Below are 17,382 nucleotides of genomic sequence, written 5' to 3'. Positions count from 1 at the left end.
AGCATTCTGCCCCATGGGCCTGTCAATGCAAACCGGGTGCATTGACGGGCTTGAGTGTCAGGCGTTCAGGCGGCTCAATCAACGGATTGCGTGAGTTCGACGCAGTCGCGCCGAGTCTGGAGAAAGGCCGCGCCCAGCGCGATCTCGACCACTACCGCCAGCAGGATGCCGGGACCGGCGCGGCCATTGAGCCATTCGCTAAAGCCCAGTACTGCCAGACCGAACAGCCCGATGACCACACCACTGCTCATGGCGGAGCGGGCAGTGGAAGGCGGTGCATGGCGTGCCAGGAAGAACATCACGCCCAGGGTCACGAACAACATGGCTCCGCGTCTGGCCATCAAGCCTGCGGTGTTGTCGTAGGCAACCCCCCAGATCGACAACATGAACTCGGGGATCAAGCCCCAGATCAGCGCGAGTACAAAACACAGTGCGGTGGTAAGGGTAGCGAGGGTACGAAATGACAACGGCATGGCGAATCCTTGCGGCAGCGGAGGGCAGGCCAAAGCATAACCTTTGGCCCGGCGCTCGCCCATCGTCAATAGTTGTCGTGACCCGCTTCACTCAGTTTTGGTAACTGCAGGCCTCCGAGAGTTTCTGATAACGGATACTCTCCTGTTTGCCAGCGTTGTCGATGAACGTCATTTCGGCGGTTACCACCTTGCAGTCCGTTGTGGTGGGTTCGGTCATGGAAAGCACTTTGTTCACGTGCAGCGGCATGCCGTAGTGATAGGGCACGGCTTGGGACGGTGCGGTGTCGGCCAGCACCAGCCCGGCGTATCCGGTGCAGGTGAGGGCCGCAATAGCCAGCAGGGTGCGCATGTTCATGACACATCTCCGGAGCAGACCAGGATTGGCACGACATCCGCAGATGCCGGCCCTGCCGCGCAGGGTGTCGGAATGTCTGGCACGAACGCGGTTCAGCCACTGTTGGGTAGCAGGGTTAAGCATAGATGACGGGCGCGCGCGATGAGGCTGCCCGGATAGGTGGCGATGGTTTCAGACTAAAGTCGCCTGTGACGATATGGGGCCATATGCCACCATTGGCGATCACCTTGTAACTTTTCATTTCATTCCGGCAGACAGTGGTTTGCTGGATGAACGCTATTTGTGTTGGCTGATTGTCCCGTCGCAAAGATGCACTGCTGGAGCTTTTGTCATGCGTCCCCCGTTTCCCCTCATCACGTCGTGCCCGGTTCTGGGCGTCGGCGCCGCCTTGTTGTGCGCCGGTTTTTCCACTCAGGGCCAGGCCAGTGGTTTCATTGAAGACAGCAGTGCCACCGTCGAGGCGCGCACGGTGTACTTCAATCGCGACTTTCGTGATGGCCACACCTCCAACCCGCAGGGCGCCTCGAAGCGCGAAGAGTCGGCCCAGGGCTTCATTCTCAATCTGCAGTCGGGGTACACCGAAGGCACCGTGGGGTTTGGCGTCGATGCGCTGGGGATGCTGGGTTTGAAGCTCGACTCCAGTCCCGACAGCAGCAACAGCGGCCTTTTGCCGTCGTCCGGCAATAGCCCGCGCGGTTCCGCAGACCAATACGCCAAGCTGGGCCTGACCGCCAAGGTCCGGGCGTTCCGCAGCGTACTGAAGTACGGCGCACTGCTGCCGGACCTACCACTGATCAAGTACAACGATGGCCGCTTGTTGCCGACGATGTTCAACGGTGCGCTGCTCACCTCCAGGGAGCTGAAGAACCTGACCTTCACCGGCGCCCGCCTCAACCAGTACACCGCCCGGGATTCCACGGATGCCCAGGACATCCGCCTGCATTGCAAGAACAAGCGTTACGCTTGCAACGTGACGGCCGATCACTTCGATCTGTACGGCGTGGAGTACAAGCTCAATGATCGCCTGAGCGCTCAGTACCAGTATGGCGAACTGGAAGACATCTATCGCCAGCACTTCCTGGGCGTACTGGCCAATCAACCCTTGGCGGCGGGCTCGTTGAAGGCCGATCTGCGGGTGCTCAGCAGTGCCGACAGCGGTGCCGCCCGTGCCGGCGCCATCGACAACCGCGCCCTGAGCGGCATGCTGGGTTATGCCGTCAGCGGCCACACCTTCAGTGCTGGCTGGCAGCGCATGATCGGCGATAACTCGATGCCGTACCTGGATGGCAGCAACCCCTATCTGGTCAACTACGTGCAGGTCAATGACTTCGCCGCGGCCCAGGAACGCTCCTGGCAGCTGCGTTACGACTACGACTTCAAGGCCATCGGTATCAATGGCTTGAGCTTCCTGACCCGTTACGTGAACGGCGATCACATCAAGGTCGCCGGCAGCGAGCAGGAAGGCAAGGAATGGGAGCGCGACAGCGAGCTCAAGTACGTGGTGCAAAGCGGGGCGTTCAAGGATGTGAGCCTGCGCCTGCGCAGTGCGACCTACCGCACCAACTACGAACAGTTCGCCCGGGATGTGGATGAGACCCGGCTGATCGTCAGCTACAACTTTTCGCTGCTGTGAGTCTTGGGCGGGCAGTGTGAGCGCGATCGCTGGTCGACCTTGATGGGCGTCACCGGGTGTTGCGGTTTTTCTCTTCAATCCACTGCGACATGTATTGCGTGCTCTTGTGTTGATGATGACGCAGCATGCCACCGATAAAGTTCTCCCGACGCAGCGCCAGCAGGTTGTCACGGCAGTGCTGCAACCGGTCGATCAGCGCCGGACCATGGACGCTCTGCCGGTAACGGGCGTCGAGCAGCTGTACGCCGGCATCCTGGGCCCGGGTCCACAGTGCCTTGTCCTGATACAGGCGCACCGCCGCCTGGGCGATGGCCTCGGCACTTTCGGCAATTTCCCCGGCCCAGGGCATGTCCCCGGACATGCCTTCAGCGCCGGTCGGGGTGGTGATGTTCGGTGTACCACAGAGCATCGCATCGAAGATCTTGCCCTTGATCCCTGCACCAAAGCGCAGGGGCGCGAGGCAGATGCGTGCGGCCGACATGACCTGCAGGGCGTCTTCGGCCCAATTCATGACGTGAAACCCTTGTGCCGGATTGTGCAAGGCCGTGGCCTTGGGCGGTGTATAGGCGCCGTAGATGTGCAGTTGCGCACCGGGCAGCTGTTGGCGGATCAGCGGCCAGATGGCGGTTTTCATCCAGAGCACGGCGTCCCAGTTCGGTGCGTGGCGGAAGTTGCCGATGCTGAGGAAATGCGCACGGTCTTCAAAAGGCACGAAGGCTTGCGCCGGCGGGTCGAGCATCAATGGACACCAATGCACACTGCTGCGTGGTACTGAGAAATGCTCCACCAGCAACTGGATTTCCACTTCCGAGATCATCAGGTTGAGGTCGCAGCGTAACAGTGCGGCAATTTCCCGCTTGGCCAGTTCGGTGTCGGCCATCAGGGCAAACTCCTGCGCCAGCGCAGGGGCAAACAGCGAGGTGAAATCATTGTGGTCGTCGCTGGCCTTCAGGCGGTCTTTCAAACGCTGGTGGCGAGCGTGACGCAGGCTTTGCAGGTCCGAGGTTTCCAGGACACGCAGTGCATCGGGGCAGTGTTTTTCAACGCGCCAGCCGAACTGTTCCTCCATCATGAACTGGTCGAACAGCACGATATCCGGTGCCAATTGGCTGACGAAGGTATCAAAGCTGCTGTTGTTGAGCTCGATGGGCTGTTCCTTGATACCCATCGACAGCAGGTCGGCCTTGTGCTCGCCGACGCCTGCGGGGCTGCTGAAGGTAATGTCCCAACCCTGCTGGAGAAAGGTTTCGAGGATTTGCATGACGTGACCGCTGGCGGCGGATGAGCGCGGTTCGGGCCAGACGTAACCAATGACCAGGACCTTGGTTGCGCGAGACGGACTCATGAGCGGTATTTCCTTGAAACGGCAGGTGGGCAGGGAGGTGCGGGGGCGCCATTAAACCACAGCCCAGGCATTTGCAGGCTGGGCGGCGACAGTGCCCTCTAGTGGGCGTCACCCAGCAGGCTTTTGACCTTGTCGCGCAGTTGATCGATGGAGAATGGCTTGCCAATCACCGACATGCCGTCAGGTACTTCAATGCTTGCGGCATAACCACTGGCAAACAGAACCGGCAGGTTGGGGCGCAGTTCGCGGGCGCGCATGGCCAGTTCCTTGCCATCCATATCCGGCAAGCCCACATCGGTCATCAGCAGGTCGATCGTATTCGACTGGTTTTCCAGCAGGATCAAGGCGTCCGTGCTGCCTTCGGCCGCAAGCACCTTGAACGCCAGTTCCTCCAGCACATCGACGATCAGCATGCGCACGATGGCGTCGTCTTCGACGACAAGGATGGTGGCGGTGACGGACATAAGGGCTGTTCTCAAAAGGGCGCTCGGTGACCGGGGCCATCACACTGCCCGGCATCATTGATCAAACCCGACACGTGCGCAAAGCGGTACAGCAAAGCGTTAATGTACAGGAATCGGGCGCGGTCTTGCGCGTCTCGGGATCATTGGAGGGCAATACCGGCAATTGCTGGCTAGGCTGTCAGAAACATGGATCCCACATTCGCTTTTGGGGCAAACTCCTTCTCTTACGACAGTTCACCAAGGCCTCCCAATGAACGCTTCGTCTTCGGTTGATGAGCAGAGCTTTCGCAAACTCCTGAGTCGTAACGTCAGTTTGCCGCTGGGGCTGGGTGTCCTCAGCGTGGTGTTCTTTGTCTCCCTGATCACCTACCTGATGTCGGTCATGCAGAGGGTCGAGCATACCGACCGGGTGATCAATAACGCCAACGAAGCGGTGAAGCTGACGGTTGACCTGGAAACCGGCATGCGCGGTTATCTGTTGACCGGTGACGCGCACTTCCTTGACCCCTATGAAACGGCGAAGCCGCGAATCATGGTGGCGCTTAACACCTTGCAGGAGCTGACGGCGGACAACCCGATACAACTTGACCGGTTGCGTCGGATCGAGGCGTTGCAAACCGAGTGGAATGCCTATGCCCAAACGATGATCGACCTGCAGCGTAGCAGCGGCGACTACCGCGCGGTGGTGAAGGCCGGTCGTGGCAAGCGCCTGACCGACGAAATCCGCAAACAGTACGAAGACGTCACCGGCATGGAGCAACAGTTGCGTGCCACGCGCAACGAAGAGGTTCGTCGCACGACGATCTGGAGCATCTCCCTGTACGTGCTGTTCATCGTCGGCATCAGCGGCCTGCTGGCCTACGTCGGGCGCCGCGACCTGGTCAGCCTTTCGAAAAGCTACAGTGCCAACCTGGCCGCGCAACAAAAGAGCGCTCGGCGCCTGGAACAGCAAGCCTGGTTGCGCAAGGGGCAGACCGAACTGGCAGAGCAGGTCCTCGGTCAGCTGACGCTGAACCTGTTGGGGCGCAGTATCCTGCAGTTTTGTGCGCAGTACCTGGGCAGTGTCGTCGCGGCCCTGTATGTGAAGGACGATCATGGCGGCCTTGTTCGGGTGGCCACTTATGGTTTCTCCCGTGAGCAGCAAGCGCGTGAACAATCGATCGCCAGCGGCGAAGGCATTGCCGGACAGGCCGCCCGGCAAGGTCGCTTGATCCGTCTGGACGATGTCCCGGGCGACTATTTCAAAGTCAGCTCAGGACTGGGTGAGGGGGCACCCCGCAGCGTGCTGGTGGTGCCTGCCACGAACGACGACCAGGTCAACGGGGTGATCGAGCTGGGCTTTTTGCGTGCCCTGGACGAGCGCGATGTCGAACTGCTGGAGCTGATTGCCGGCAACATCGGCACCTCGCTCGAGGCGGCGCGCTATCGCCAGCGCCTGCAGGAGGTGCTGGCCGAAACCCAGCAGCTCAACGAAGAGTTGCAGGTGCAGCAGGAAGAGCTCAAGGCGGCCAACGAGGAGCTGGAGGAACAGTCGCGGATTCTCAAGGAGTCCCAGGCCCACCTGGAAACCCAGCAGGTCGAGCTTGAGCAGACCAACGAGCAACTGGCAGACCAGGCACTCACCCTGGCCGAGCAGCGCGATGTCCTGGACCTGAAAAACACCGAGTTGCACCAGGCCCAGGCCCAGCTCGAAGAGCGTGCCGAAGAACTGCAGCGTTCGAGCAAGTACAAGTCCGAGTTCCTGGCCAACATGTCCCATGAGTTGCGCACACCGCTGAACAGTTCGTTGATCCTGGCCAAACTGCTGGCCGAGAACCCCCAAGAGAACCTCAGTGCCGAACAAGTGCAGTACGCCGAGTCGATCTACTCGGCCGGCAACGACTTGCTGAACCTGATCAATGACATCCTCGACATTTCCAGAGTCGAGGCCGGCAAGCTGGAGATACGTGCGCAGAACACCCGCGTCGCGCGGCTGGTAGATGGCCTGCGCGGGATGTTCGTGCCCCTGGCCGCCGACAAGCAACTGGTGTTCACGGCTCAAGTGCAGGCGGATGCAGCGCCGATACTGTTCACCGATCCCCAGCGCCTGGAACAGGTGCTCAAGAACCTGTTGTCGAACGCGATCAAGTTCACCGAAAAGGGCACGGTCAGCCTCACCGTCATCCGCCAGCCGGACGCCGGTATCGGCTTTGTGGTTCGCGATTCGGGGATCGGTATTGCCAGCGATCAGCTTGAAAGTGTTTTCGAGGCGTTCCACCAAGCCGACGGCACCACCAATCGTCGTTACGGTGGCACGGGGCTGGGGTTGTCGATCTCGCGGGACCTGGCGGCCTTGCTCGGCGGATCGATCAGCGTCAGCAGCGAGCCGGGGCAGGGCAGTGTCTTCACCCTGGTGCTGCCTGAGCGTTACGTTGAAGACGATGCGCAGCGGATTCAATCGATGAAGGCTGCCTCGCCTGCACCCGCGGCGCCAGGCAAACCCCGGGCTGTCACACCACAGGCACCACGCTTTGCCGATGACCGCGGCAATGCGCCGTTTACCGGTCGGTGCATTCTGGTGGTGGAGGACGAGGTCAGTTTTGCGCATATCCTCTTCGATCTGGCGCATGAGCTGGGGTATCAGTGCCTGGTGGCCCATGGTGCCGACGAAGGCTATGAGCTGGCCACACAGTTCCTGCCCGATGCGATCCTGCTGGACATGCGCTTGCCGGACCACTCCGGCCTGACCGTGCTGCAGCGCCTCAAGGAACAGGCCGACACCCGACATATTCCGGTCCATGTGATCTCGGTCGAGGACCGTGTCGAGGCCGCCATGCACATGGGCGCGGTTGGCTATGCCGTCAAACCGACCTCCCGCGAAGAGCTCAAGGGTGTGTTTGCACGCCTGGAGGCCAAGCTGACGCAGAAGGTCAAGCGGGTGCTGCTGGTTGAAGACGACGACCTGCAACGCGACAGCATTGCCCGCCTGATCGGCGACGATGACATCGAGATCACTGCCGTGGGGCTTGCCCAGGAAGCGCTGGACCTGCTGCGCGAAAACCTCTACGACTGCATGATCATCGACCTGAAACTGCCAGACATGCTCGGCAACGATCTGCTCAAACGCATGTCCAGCGAAGACATCTGCTCGTTCCCGCCGGTCATTGTCTACACCGGGCGCAACCTGACCCGTGATGAAGAGGCGGAACTGCTCCGCTATTCACGCTCGATCATCATCAAGGGCGCGCGCTCTCCCGAGCGCTTGCTGGATGAAGTGACCCTGTTCCTGCACAAAGTCGAATCCCGCTTGTCCCATGAGCGGCAAAGGATGCTCAAGACTGCCCGCAGCCATGACCGGCTCTTCGAAGGTCGCAAGGTGCTGCTGGTGGATGATGACGTGCGCAACATCTTTGCCCTCACCAGTGCCCTGGAGCAAAAGGGCGCCATCGTGGTCATTGGCCGCAATGGCCGCGAGGCGCTGGAAAAACTCAATGCAGTCGAGGACATCGACCTGGTGCTGATGGACGTGATGATGCCGGAGATGGACGGGCTTGAAGCTACGGCCCGGATTCGCCAGGAGCCGCGCTGGCGCAAGCTGCCGATCATTGCCGTCACCGCCAAGGCGATGAAGGATGATCAGGAGCGCTGCCTGCAAGCGGGTGCCAATGACTACCTGGCCAAGCCCATCGACCTGGATCGCCTGTTCTCGCTGGTTCGCGTGTGGCTACCGAAGATGGAAAGAGTTTAGTGGAGCGCAACACGGGTGCAGCTTGCGAGATCGAACTGAGGTTGCTGATCGAAGCGATCTATCTCAAGTACAGTTACGATTTCCGCGATTATTGCGCAGCGTCGATTCAGCGTCGGGTCAACCACGCGCTGCCTCAGTTCGAGTGCAGGACCATCTCTGCCTTGCAGGAGCGGGTGCTGCACGACCCGACCGCGTTCATGCAGTTGCTGCAACTGCTGACGATTCCGGTCAGTGAGATGTTTCGCGACCCGGCGCACTTTCTGGCGATTCGCCAGGAAGTGGTGCCGCTGCTCAAGACCTATCCTTCGATCAAGCTCTGGATCGCCGGTTGCAGCACCGGGGAGGAGGTCTATTCGTTGGCGATTCTGTTGCGCGAGGAGGGATTGCTGGAACGCACCCTCATTTACGCGACCGACATCAACCCGCGGTCGCTGGAACAGGCCCGGCGGGGCATCTTCTCCCGGGAAAACATCCGCGCCTACACCAAAAATTATCAGCAGGCCGGTGGCCGGCGCTCGTTCGCCGACTATTACACGGCCGCCTATGACCACGGGATTTTCGACAAGAGCCTGTGCGAGCACGTGACCTTTGCCGATCACAGCCTGGCAACGGACAGCGTGTTTTCCGAAGTCCAGTTCATTTCATGTCGTAACGTATTGATTTATTTTAATAAGAAGCTGCAGGATCGGGCTTTTGGCTTGTTTCATGAATCGCTGTGCCATCGCGGCTTCCTGGCGCTGGGCAGCAAGGAGACCCTTGAGTTCTCCGCGTACGGCCAACAGTTCGAGCCCTTGGTCAAACAAGAACGGATCTACCGAAAATGCTGAGTCAGATCCAGGCCAACGTGCTGATCGTCGATGACCTGCCGCAGAATCTGCTGGCACTCAAGGCGTTGATTGCCGGTGAACATCACACCATCTACCCGGCGCAGTCGGCCGACAAAGCCTTGTCGCTGCTGCTGCAACACGAGTTCGCCCTGGCCATTGTCGATGTGCAGATGCCGGGCATGAACGGCTTCGAACTGGCCGAGCTGATGCGCGGTACCGAAAAGACCCGGGACATCCCGATTGTGTTCGTCAGTGCGGCCGGTCGAGAAACGAACTACGTGTTCAAAGGCTATGAAAGCGGCGCCGTGGATTTCCTGCACAAGCCGCTGGATACCCACGCGGTGAAAAGCAAGGTCAAGGTATTTGTCGATCTGTATCGCCAGCAAAAGGCGATGAAGTTGCAGCTGGAGGCTTTGGAGCAAAGCCGCCGCGAGCAGGAAACCTTGCTCAAGCAACTGCAAGCCACACAAGGTGAGCTGGAGCGGGCGGTGCGCATGCGTGACGACTTCATGTCGATCGTGGCCCATGAGGTGCGTACTCCCCTCAACGGGCTGATTCTGGAAACCCAGTTGCGCAAGATGCACCTGGCCCGGGACAACGCTGCCGCCTTCACCCTGGACAAGATGCACGCGATGGTCGATCGCGACGAACGGCAAATCAAGAGTCTGATCCGCTTGATCGAAGACATGCTCGATGTGTCGAGGATTCGCACGGGTAAGCTGTCCATCCGTCCGGGTCGTTTCGACCTGGCGCAACTGGTGGGTAGGGTGGTGCATAGTTTTGCCCCCCAGATCGAAGCCGCCGAGGCTTCGGTGACGCTGGTTGCCGGACAGCCGGTGGAAGGCCTCTGGGATGAGTTTCGTATCGAACAGGTGGTGTCCAACTTGCTGACCAATGCTTTGCGTTACGGTGGCAAGGCGCCGATCAGTGTGCATGTCTATCCTGAAGGTGGTCAGGCCTTGATCGAGGTGCGTGACGCCGGGATGGGAATCAGCGAGGATAACCAGAAGCGGATTTTCCAGCAGTTCGAGCGGGTTAGCACCAGGAATGAGGTGGCCGGCCTTGGATTAGGGCTGTTCATTTGCGAGCAGATTGTGGCGGCCCACGGTGGCACCATCCGTGTCGAGAGCAAGATTGATCAAGGCGCGTTGTTCCGTGTTTGCCTGCCTCTGTAGCAAGACGGGCAAAAAAAAACGCAACCTCTGCATGACCTTAGGGTCGTAATAACAGCTATTGACCGAACAAAGGCTTCCCATGAGTGAAGATGCACAAGATGTCGTATTGATCGTCGAAGATGATCCTTCGATCCTGATGGTGCTCGCCGCGTATCTGTCGGGTGAGGGTTATCGGGTGTTGCAGGCCGTGGATGGCGAGGAGGCCTTCGCGATTCTGGCCAGCAAGCCCCATCTGGACATGATGATCACCGACTACCGGTTGCCTGGCGGCATCTCGGGGGTACAAATCGCCGAGCCCGCGGTGAAGCTGCGGCCGGAACTGAAAGTGATCTTCATCAGCGGTTATCCGCAGGAAATTCGCGAGTCGGGCAGCCCCATTGCGCAGAAAGCGCCGATCCTGGCCAAACCCTTCGACCTGGACGAGCTGCAGGAACTGATGCAGGAAATGCTGTCCTGAACCTTCCCCCAGACTGCGGCGCTTGACCCTGATCGAGCGCCCGGCACGCGTTGTACCTGGGCAGGTTACAGGCCTTGCTGCAAGGCGGGGTCGTCCGGATTCATCTGCTCAAGCTGTGCCAGCAATACCTGGACATTCTGCAACTGGCCGCTTTCCTTCCAGTAGTTGATCAGCAATACCCGGGCCTTGCGGTCGGCGGGATGGCGCTGAACGATCTCTTGCAGCTGTTTTTGCGCCGCCTCCAACTCCTGCTCCTCATGCAGGGTTGTCGCCAGGTCGTAGCGGTATTGTTTGTTATTGGGTTCCAGCTCCACGGCCCTGGACAGCCCGAGGAGGGCGAACTCGTTCTGCCCGTGATGCAGCAGCCACATCCCCAGGGCGTGCTGCAGGTAAGCCGAATCGGGTTGGGCCTTGAGCTGCCTGGCCAGTAACTGCTGGGCCGCTTCGCTTTGCCCCTGCTTATCCAGCACGTCGATCTGCAACACCAGTGCCGGCAGATTCCCCGGGTCCAGGCGCAAGGTGGCATCGAGCGCCTGCTGCGCTTGCTTGAGTTCGGCGTTGTGCAGGTGCAGGCGTGCCAGCTGATACTGGCTTTGCGCGGTGACGGGCTGGCTTTTCAGCGACTGCTCATATTCATCGATGACTTGCTGCAAGGGACCGAAATACAACCCCAGGTCGTCGGGCGACAGGCCAAGCAAGGCGCTGGCGGCAGCAAAACGCACGGTTTGCTCGCTGTCGTCGAGCAACGGGCCGAGCAACAGACTGCGCTGGCCGCTGGGAACCAGCCCGACAATGCTCTTGATCGCGGCCTGGCGGACCGCGACCGATGAGTTGAGCAAGTCCGCATCCGCCAGTTTCAACGCCTGCGGGCTGGGGTAATTGGGCAGTTCGGCATGCAGCCAGACGCGCCGCTTGTCCGAGAGGTCCGGGCGGGCCAGTTGTTGATAGAGCACACGGGCCGCACCGGGCTTGCCGTTGCGCGCCCGTTCCAGGGCTTCGCTGTAGCCGCGCTTGATGGTCTCAGGCACCTGGGGGGCGGAATCGTGCAGGGAAAACCAGGCGACGGCGATGGCAAACAGGGCAAGCAGGCTGATGATCAAATAGCGGCGAGGCTTGGGCATGCAGTAATCCGGGCGCTGACAACGTGTGCAAGGTTGCAAGCTTCGGTCAGCTGGCGCCGCGAGTCAAACCCGGGGCTAGTTCAAAACGTAATCGACGGGTACCAGTGCCGGTGGAAGGTCGTCATGGCCAAGGGCGGCCAGCACTTCGCGCTCAAGAGTGCGCAGGATGGCATTGCAAGGCAGATCGTTTTCATCGAAGCCGAACGGGTCCTCCAGGTCGTCACCGATTTCGTCGAGACCGAGAAAGGTGTAGCTGACGATGGCGGTGATCACTGGCGTCAGCCAGCCCAGCGGCCCGGCCATGGCGAACGGCAGCAAGATGCAGAACAGGTAAATGGTGCGATGCAGTAACAGGGTGTACGGGAAGGGTAGTGGTGTGAATTTGATCCGTTCGCAGGCGGCCTGGACCTGGCTCAGGCTGAGCAGCCGGTTTTCCAGTTGGGTGTAGCGCCATTCGCTGATTCGTCCATCCTCGGCGAGCTGCAAGCAGCGCGCACTGATGCGTTGCAGCAGGCGGTCGGTGAGGTTCGGGTGCCGGTGGTCCGGGGGGGGGGCCGTCCAGGGCTGGATGGCGGCCGCTTCATCTTCCAGTCGCAGGCGGGCGACCAGGCCATGGGCAAAGCCGCAGAGCTCTCTGAGCAGCGGCTCGCGCTGGCCTGCATCCTTGAGCATTTGGGTTTGCCGAATCAGCGAGCGCAGTTCGACGATCATCTGCCCCAGCTGCTTGCGACCTTCCCACCAACGGTCGTAACAGGCGTTGTTGCGAAAACTCATGAAAATCGACAGCGACAAACCCAGCAGGGTGAAAGGCGTGACATTGACCCTGGAGAAGTAGGCCGGGTGCCAGGTTTCCACCAGCACAATGACCGACGCCAGCAGCGTCACCAGCAGGCAGCGCAGGGCAATGCGCTTGGCAATCGAACCCTTGAGGGAAAACAGCAGGCCGATCAGGTTGGGCTTGGGGCGGACAATCATGGTGGGGGCTTCGGTGAGTCAGATGCTTGTGTAGCGGATAAAGGCTAGTGGCGTGCGCATGGCCTGTCCAATTGCTATGGCTGACGGGGTGATCGATGGCATCTATGATGAAGCTTGCTGTGATCAGCATTGCCGTTTAGCCCCGTGAAAAAGCAAAAAAAACCCCGCGACCGAATGAGGCGCGGGGCAAAAAATTGGTTGGTTGCGGCCAACCAAAGGAGCACTTGTAAGCTTAGTTGCTGGCGACGGTTTCGGGTTGCCAACCGCCACCCAACGCTTTGTAGATGGCGACGATGCCGCGGTAGAGGTCGACTTCGGCCTGGGCCTGCGAGTCTTCGGCCGCCAGGCGTTCGCGTTGGGCGTCGAGCAGCACCAGGAAGTCCGCGGTGCCTTCGCGGTAGCGAATCTCCGCCAGGTCGGCGGCGGCGCGACTCGATTCGCTTTGGCGAATCAGCGAGATCAGGCGTTGTTGGCGTTTGCCGTAGTCGGAGAAGGCGTTTTCCGATTCTTCCAGGGCCAGTAACACTTGCTGTTCGTAGGTGGCCAGGGCGCCGTCGGCGTTGGCATCGGCGGCCCGCAAGCGGGCACGTACGCTGCCCAGGTCAAAGGCGGCCCAGGTGATGCTGGGGCCCAGCGCCCAAGCGTTGGCGGCGGATGAGCCAATCTGCGAACCGCGTCCTGCCGTGAAGCCGAGGAAGCCGCTGAGGCTGACCCGTGGGAACAGGTCGGCCTTGGCCACGCCGATCCGGGCCGTGGCAGCGGCCAGTTTGCGCTCGGCGCTGAGGATGTCGGGACGGCGTTGCAGCAATTCGCCCGGATCACCGATCGGCAGGGCCTTGGCGATCGCCGGCAAGCTGGCGGGGCTCAAGTCGACGCTGAGCTTGTCCGGACGCTCACCCAGCAGGGTAGCGATGCGGTTGCGCTGACGGATCTGCACTTCCTGCAACTGCGGCACGCTGGCTTCGACCGACGCCAGGCGTGCGTCGGCGCGAACCACGTCGAGCTGATCACCGACACCGGCATCGCGCAGGCTGATGGTGATATTGCGCGACTCCTGCTGGTTCTGCAGGTTGGCCAGGGCAATCTTCTCCCGCAATTGCGCGCCACGCAGTTGACCGTAGGCGTCCACCAGTTCGGCAATCATCGTGACTTGCAACTGGTACAGGTCGGCCGCGGCCACCTGGGTGTCGGCATCGGCCGCTTCCAGGTTGCGCTGGATACGCCCGAACAGATCGATCTCCCAGGCCATGTCCAGGCCCAGGTCATAACGTTCGCTGCTGACCCGGTCGGTGGTCTGGCCGGGAATCTGGCCCTTGGCCAAGTCACTGCTGACCCGGCTGGTGACCACCGGCATGGCGTCATTGCTGACATCATCACGGAATGCCCGGGCAGCCCGCAGGCGATCAAAGGCCACCCGCAACTCACGGTTGCCCTGCAGCGAGGTGTTCACCAACTGATTGAGGATCGGGTCTTCGAACTGCTGCCACCAGATCCCTTCGAAGCGGGCGCGGTCGAAGTTCTTCTCCCCGTTGGCCCCCACGGTCGCGGACGTGATGTTGGCCGCTGCCGTCTCGGGGGTCTTGTAGTCCGGACCGACGGCGCAAGCACTCAGGGCCAGCACCAGCAGGCTCGGCAGGAAGGCTTTCAAGCTCATTGTTGCGCCTCCAGTTTCAGGGCACGGGCCGCTTTGCGGGCGTCGCTGCGCTCCACATAACGGCGGATCAATACGTAGAACACCGGCGTCAGCAGCAGTCCGAAGAAGGTCACCCCGAGCATCCCGGAGAACACCGCCACACCCATGGCGTGACGCATTTCGGCACCGGCGCCGCTGGAGAACACCAGGGGCACCACCCCCATGATGAAGGCGAACGAGGTCATCAGGATCGGCCGCAGACGCAGGCGGCAGGCTTCCAGCACCGCGCTGAGGGCGTCCATGCCTTCCTCTTGCTTGTCCTTGGCGAACTCGACGATCAGGATCGCGTTCTTGCACGCCAGGCCCACCAATACGATCAAGCCGATCTGGGTGAAGATGTTGTTGTCGCCACCGGACACAATCACCCCGGTGATGGCCGACAGCAGGGTCATCGGCACGATCAGGATCACCGCCAGCGGCAGGCTCCAGCTCTCGTACTGGGCCGCCAGTACCAGGAACGCCAGCAGCACGCAGAGCGGGAACACGAACAGTGCGGTGTTGCCGGACAGAATCTGCTGGTAGGTCAGGTCGGTCCATTCGTAGGTCATGCCGTTGGGCAGTTCTTCCTTGAGCAGTTTCTCAATGGCTTTCTCCGCCTGGCCCGAGCTGTAGCCAGGGGCGGCGGCACCGTTGATTTCGGCGGTGATAAAGCCGTTGTAGTGCATCACGCGGTCAGGGCCTGAGGTGTCGCTGACCTTGATGAAGGTTGCCAGCGGGATCATCTCGCCCTTGTTGTTGCGTACTTTCAGCTGGCCGATCTGGTCCGGCTCGAGGCGGAACTGCTGCTCGGCCTGGACGTTGACCTGATAGGTGCGACCGAAGCGGTTGAAGTCGTTGGCATACAGCGACCCCAGGTAGATCTGCAGGGTGTCGAAGATGTCGCTGACGGCCACGCCGTGGGTCTTGGCCTTTTCGCGGTCGATGGCGGCATCGACCTGGGGCACGTTCACCGTGTAGCTGGTGAACAGGCCCGCCAGTTCCGGCACGTTGTGGCTCTTGTTGATGATGTTCATGGTTTCCTTGTACAGCTCGTCATAGCCCAGGTTGCCCCGGTCCTCGATCTGCAGGCGGAACCCGCCAATGGTGCCCAGGCCCTGTACCGGCGGCGGTGGGAAGATCGCCATGTAGGCTTCCTGAATATCGGCGTACTGGCCGTTCAAGGCCCCGGCAATGGCCCCGGCGGATTCGCTCGGGTCCTTGCGCTCGTCAAAGGGCTTGAGGGTGACGAACACGATGCCGGCGTTGGGGCTGTTGGTGAAGCCGTTGATCGACAGGCCGGGGAAGGCCACCGCGCTTTCCACGCCCGGTTGCTTGAGCGCCATGTCGGACATGCGCTTGATCACCTCTTCGGTACGGTCCAGGCTCGCGGCGTCCGGCAGTTGGGCGAACGCCACCAGGTATTGCTTGTCCTGGGCCGGTACGAAACCGGTCGGCGTGTTGGAGAAGCCGAAGAACGTCAGCACCATCAGGCCGGCGTACAGCAGCAGGGCGATACCGCTGCTGCGGATCACACGGGTCACGGTGCCGACATAGCCATGGCTGGCGCGGTCGAAGAAGCGGTTGAACGGACGGAACAACCAGCCGCCAAAGAGCGTGTCGAGGACCTTGGAGAAACGGTCTTTCGGCGCGTCATGGCTCTTGAGCAGCACCGCCGCCAACGCTGGCGACAGGGTCAGCGAGTTGAAGGCCGAGATCACGGTCGAGATGGCAATGGTCAAGGCAAACTGTTTGTAGAACTGACCGGTCAACCCGGAGATGAACGCCGCCGGGATGAATACCGCACACAGCACCAGCGCCGTGGCGATGATGGGGCCGGTCACTTCACGCATGGCACGCTTGGTCGCTTCCACCGGGGTCAGCCCCAGGCCGATGTTGCGCTCGACGTTCTCCACCACCACGATGGCGTCGTCCACCACGATGCCGATGGCCAGCACCAGGCCGAACAGTGACAACGCGTTGAGCGAGAAACCGAACATGTGCATCACGGCGAAGGTACCGATCAGCGATACCGGCACCGCCACCAGCGGGATGATCGAGGCGCGCCAGGTCTGCAGGAACAGGATCACCACCAGCACCACCAGGATCAGCGCTTCGAACAGGGTGTGCACCACCGCCTCGATGGAGCCGCGCACGAAGATCGTCGGGTCATAGACGATGCTGAAGTCCATGCCTTCGGGGAAGTTCTTCTTCAGCTCGGCCATCTTGCCGCGCACTTCGTTGGAGATCTCGATGGCGTTGGAGCCCGGGCGCTGGAAGATCGGGATCGCTACCGCCGGCTGGTTGTTCAGCAGGGAGCGCAAGGCGTACTGGCTGGAGCCCAGTTCGACGCGGGCAATGTCCTTCAGGCGAGTGATTTCACCGTTGTCGCCTGAGCGAATGATGATGTTTTCGAACTCTTCCTCGGACACCAGGCGACCCTGGGTGTTGACCGAGAGCTGGAACGCGGTGGCACTCGGTGCCGGAGGCGCACCCAATGCACCGGCGGCCACCTGGCGGTTCTGCTCGCGAATGGCATTGACCACATCGGTGGCGGTCAGGTTGCGCGAAGCGGTCTTGTTCGGGTCAAGCCACACCCGCAGCGAGTAGTCGCCCATGCCGAACAGTTGCACATCACCGACACCGCCCAGGCGCGCCAGCTCATCCTTGATGTTGAGCAGGGCGTAGTTGGACAGGTAGAGCATGTCGTAGCGTTTGTCCGGCGAGGTCAAGTGCACCACCATGGTCAGGTCGGGCGAGGCCTTGTCCACGGTGATGCCGATCCGGGTCACTTCTTCGGGCAGCTTGGGCTCGGTGCGTGTGACGCGGTTCTGCACCTGCACCTGTGCGTTGTCCAGGTCGGTGCCCAGGGCAAAGGTGATGGTCAGGGTGATCTTGCCGTCGGCGGTGGACTGCGAGGACATGTACAGCATGTTCTCGACGCCGGTGATGGCTTGCTCCAGAGGAGCGGCCACGGTTTCACCGATGACTTTGGGGTTGGCGCCCGGGAAGTTGGCACGCACCACCACTGTCGGTGGCACCACTTCCGGGTATTCGCTGATGGGCAGCTGGAACAGCGAGATGCTGCCGGCAATCAGGATCAGCAGCGACAGTACCGCGGCGAAGATCGGCCGTGAAATGAAGAACTGGGAAAAATTCAT

The 17,382-nt window shown here is 61.0% G+C and carries 13 protein-coding genes; 5 read left to right on the top strand and 8 right to left on the bottom strand.

Features of this window, described 5'->3' with window-relative positions:
- Positions 1-74: 74 nt before the first annotated feature.
- Positions 75-473 (bottom strand): hypothetical protein, encoded by a 399-nt coding sequence (locus CKW07_RS07935; RefSeq protein WP_095144481.1) that lies wholly within the window; start codon positions 471-473, stop codon positions 75-77.
- Between the two features lie 91 nt (positions 474-564).
- Complete coding sequence (locus CKW07_RS07930) at positions 565-828, bottom strand: DUF2790 domain-containing protein (protein ID WP_095144382.1); 264 nt, start codon at positions 826-828, stop codon at positions 565-567.
- A 331-nt stretch (positions 829-1,159) separates the two neighbouring features.
- Here CKW07_RS07930 and CKW07_RS07925 point away from each other — a divergent pair, with 331 nt between their 5' ends.
- Positions 1,160-2,461, top strand: a complete 1,302-nt coding sequence (locus CKW07_RS07925; RefSeq protein WP_095144381.1) for an OprD family porin — start codon at positions 1,160-1,162, stop codon at positions 2,459-2,461.
- A 49-nt stretch (positions 2,462-2,510) separates the two neighbouring features.
- On the opposite strand, the gene CKW07_RS07920 is transcribed toward CKW07_RS07925, so the two are convergent.
- Both CKW07_RS07920 and CKW07_RS07915 read right to left on the bottom strand, forming a co-directional pair.
- Positions 2,511-3,806 carry a glycosyltransferase gene (locus CKW07_RS07920; RefSeq protein ID WP_095144380.1) on the bottom strand — a complete coding sequence of 432 codons (1,296 nt, stop codon included), beginning with the start codon at positions 3,804-3,806 and terminating at the stop codon, positions 2,511-2,513.
- A gap of 98 nt (positions 3,807-3,904) precedes the next feature.
- Complete coding sequence (locus CKW07_RS07915) at positions 3,905-4,270, bottom strand: response regulator (protein WP_095144379.1); 366 nt, start codon at positions 4,268-4,270, stop codon at positions 3,905-3,907.
- A 250-nt stretch (positions 4,271-4,520) separates the two neighbouring features.
- Between CKW07_RS07915 and CKW07_RS07910 the strand changes: the two genes are divergently transcribed.
- The 4 genes from CKW07_RS07910 to CKW07_RS07895 all read left to right on the top strand — a co-directional run bounded on the left by CKW07_RS07910 (position 4,521) and on the right by CKW07_RS07895 (position 10,456).
- Positions 4,521-7,997: a response regulator gene (locus tag CKW07_RS07910; protein ID WP_095144378.1), complete on the top strand. Its 3,477-nt coding sequence runs from the start codon at positions 4,521-4,523 to the stop codon at positions 7,995-7,997.
- Positions 7,997-8,824: a protein-glutamate O-methyltransferase CheR gene (locus CKW07_RS07905; protein ID WP_095144377.1), complete on the top strand. Its 828-nt coding sequence runs from the start codon at positions 7,997-7,999 to the stop codon at positions 8,822-8,824. Before CKW07_RS07910 ends, CKW07_RS07905 begins: the two co-directional genes overlap by 1 nt.
- Positions 8,818-9,999 (top strand): hybrid sensor histidine kinase/response regulator, encoded by a 1,182-nt coding sequence (locus tag CKW07_RS07900; protein WP_095144376.1) that lies wholly within the window; start codon positions 8,818-8,820, stop codon positions 9,997-9,999. Before CKW07_RS07905 ends, CKW07_RS07900 begins: the two co-directional genes overlap by 7 nt.
- Positions 10,000-10,078: 79 nt before the next feature.
- Complete coding sequence (locus CKW07_RS07895; RefSeq protein ID WP_095079059.1) at positions 10,079-10,456, top strand: response regulator; 378 nt, start codon at positions 10,079-10,081, stop codon at positions 10,454-10,456.
- A 65-nt stretch (positions 10,457-10,521) separates the two neighbouring features.
- Here CKW07_RS07895 and CKW07_RS07890 read toward each other — a convergent pair whose 3' ends face one another.
- From CKW07_RS07890 to CKW07_RS07875, 4 genes are all read right to left on the bottom strand, one after another.
- A complete protein-coding gene (locus CKW07_RS07890; RefSeq protein ID WP_095144375.1) occupies positions 10,522-11,577 on the bottom strand; it encodes a tetratricopeptide repeat protein in 1,056 nt (351 codons plus the stop codon).
- A 75-nt stretch (positions 11,578-11,652) separates the two neighbouring features.
- Entirely contained in the window at positions 11,653-12,552 is a 900-nt protein-coding gene (locus CKW07_RS07885) for a bestrophin family protein (protein ID WP_095144374.1), read from the bottom strand.
- Between the two features lie 232 nt (positions 12,553-12,784).
- Positions 12,785-14,206 (bottom strand): efflux transporter outer membrane subunit, encoded by a 1,422-nt coding sequence (locus CKW07_RS07880; RefSeq protein ID WP_095144373.1) that lies wholly within the window; start codon positions 14,204-14,206, stop codon positions 12,785-12,787.
- Entirely contained in the window at positions 14,203-17,382 is a 3,180-nt protein-coding gene (locus CKW07_RS07875; RefSeq protein ID WP_095144372.1) for an efflux RND transporter permease subunit, read from the bottom strand. Before CKW07_RS07875 ends, CKW07_RS07880 begins: the two co-directional genes overlap by 4 nt.

The sequence above is a fragment of the Pseudomonas sp. Irchel s3b6 genome (assembly GCF_900187415.1).
Lineage (GTDB): Bacteria > Pseudomonadota > Gammaproteobacteria > Pseudomonadales > Pseudomonadaceae > Aquipseudomonas.
The sequence above is the reverse complement of the archived record's forward strand: the minus strand, read 5'-3'. Positions and strand labels throughout refer to the sequence as shown.

Coding starts and splice junctions, on each gene's coding strand:
- CKW07_RS07935 (WP_095144481.1), bottom strand. CDS start 473: ATGCCGTTGTCATTTCGTACCCTCGCTACCCTTACCACCGCACTGTGT.
- CKW07_RS07930 (WP_095144382.1), bottom strand. CDS start 828: ATGAACATGCGCACCCTGCTGGCTATTGCGGCCCTCACCTGCACCGGA.
- CKW07_RS07925 (WP_095144381.1), top strand. CDS start 1,160: ATGCGTCCCCCGTTTCCCCTCATCACGTCGTGCCCGGTTCTGGGCGTC.
- CKW07_RS07920 (WP_095144380.1), bottom strand. CDS start 3,806: ATGAGTCCGTCTCGCGCAACCAAGGTCCTGGTCATTGGTTACGTCTGG.
- CKW07_RS07915 (WP_095144379.1), bottom strand. CDS start 4,270: ATGTCCGTCACCGCCACCATCCTTGTCGTCGAAGACGACGCCATCGTG.
- CKW07_RS07910 (WP_095144378.1), top strand. CDS start 4,521: ATGAACGCTTCGTCTTCGGTTGATGAGCAGAGCTTTCGCAAACTCCTG.
- CKW07_RS07900 (WP_095144376.1), top strand. CDS start 8,818: ATGCTGAGTCAGATCCAGGCCAACGTGCTGATCGTCGATGACCTGCCG.
- CKW07_RS07895 (WP_095079059.1), top strand. CDS start 10,079: ATGAGTGAAGATGCACAAGATGTCGTATTGATCGTCGAAGATGATCCT.
- CKW07_RS07890 (WP_095144375.1), bottom strand. CDS start 11,577: ATGCCCAAGCCTCGCCGCTATTTGATCATCAGCCTGCTTGCCCTGTTT.
- CKW07_RS07885 (WP_095144374.1), bottom strand. CDS start 12,552: ATGATTGTCCGCCCCAAGCCCAACCTGATCGGCCTGCTGTTTTCCCTC.
- CKW07_RS07880 (WP_095144373.1), bottom strand. CDS start 14,206: ATGAGCTTGAAAGCCTTCCTGCCGAGCCTGCTGGTGCTGGCCCTGAGT.
- CKW07_RS07875 (WP_095144372.1), bottom strand. CDS start 17,382: ATGAATTTTTCCCAGTTCTTCATTTCACGGCCGATCTTCGCCGCGGTA.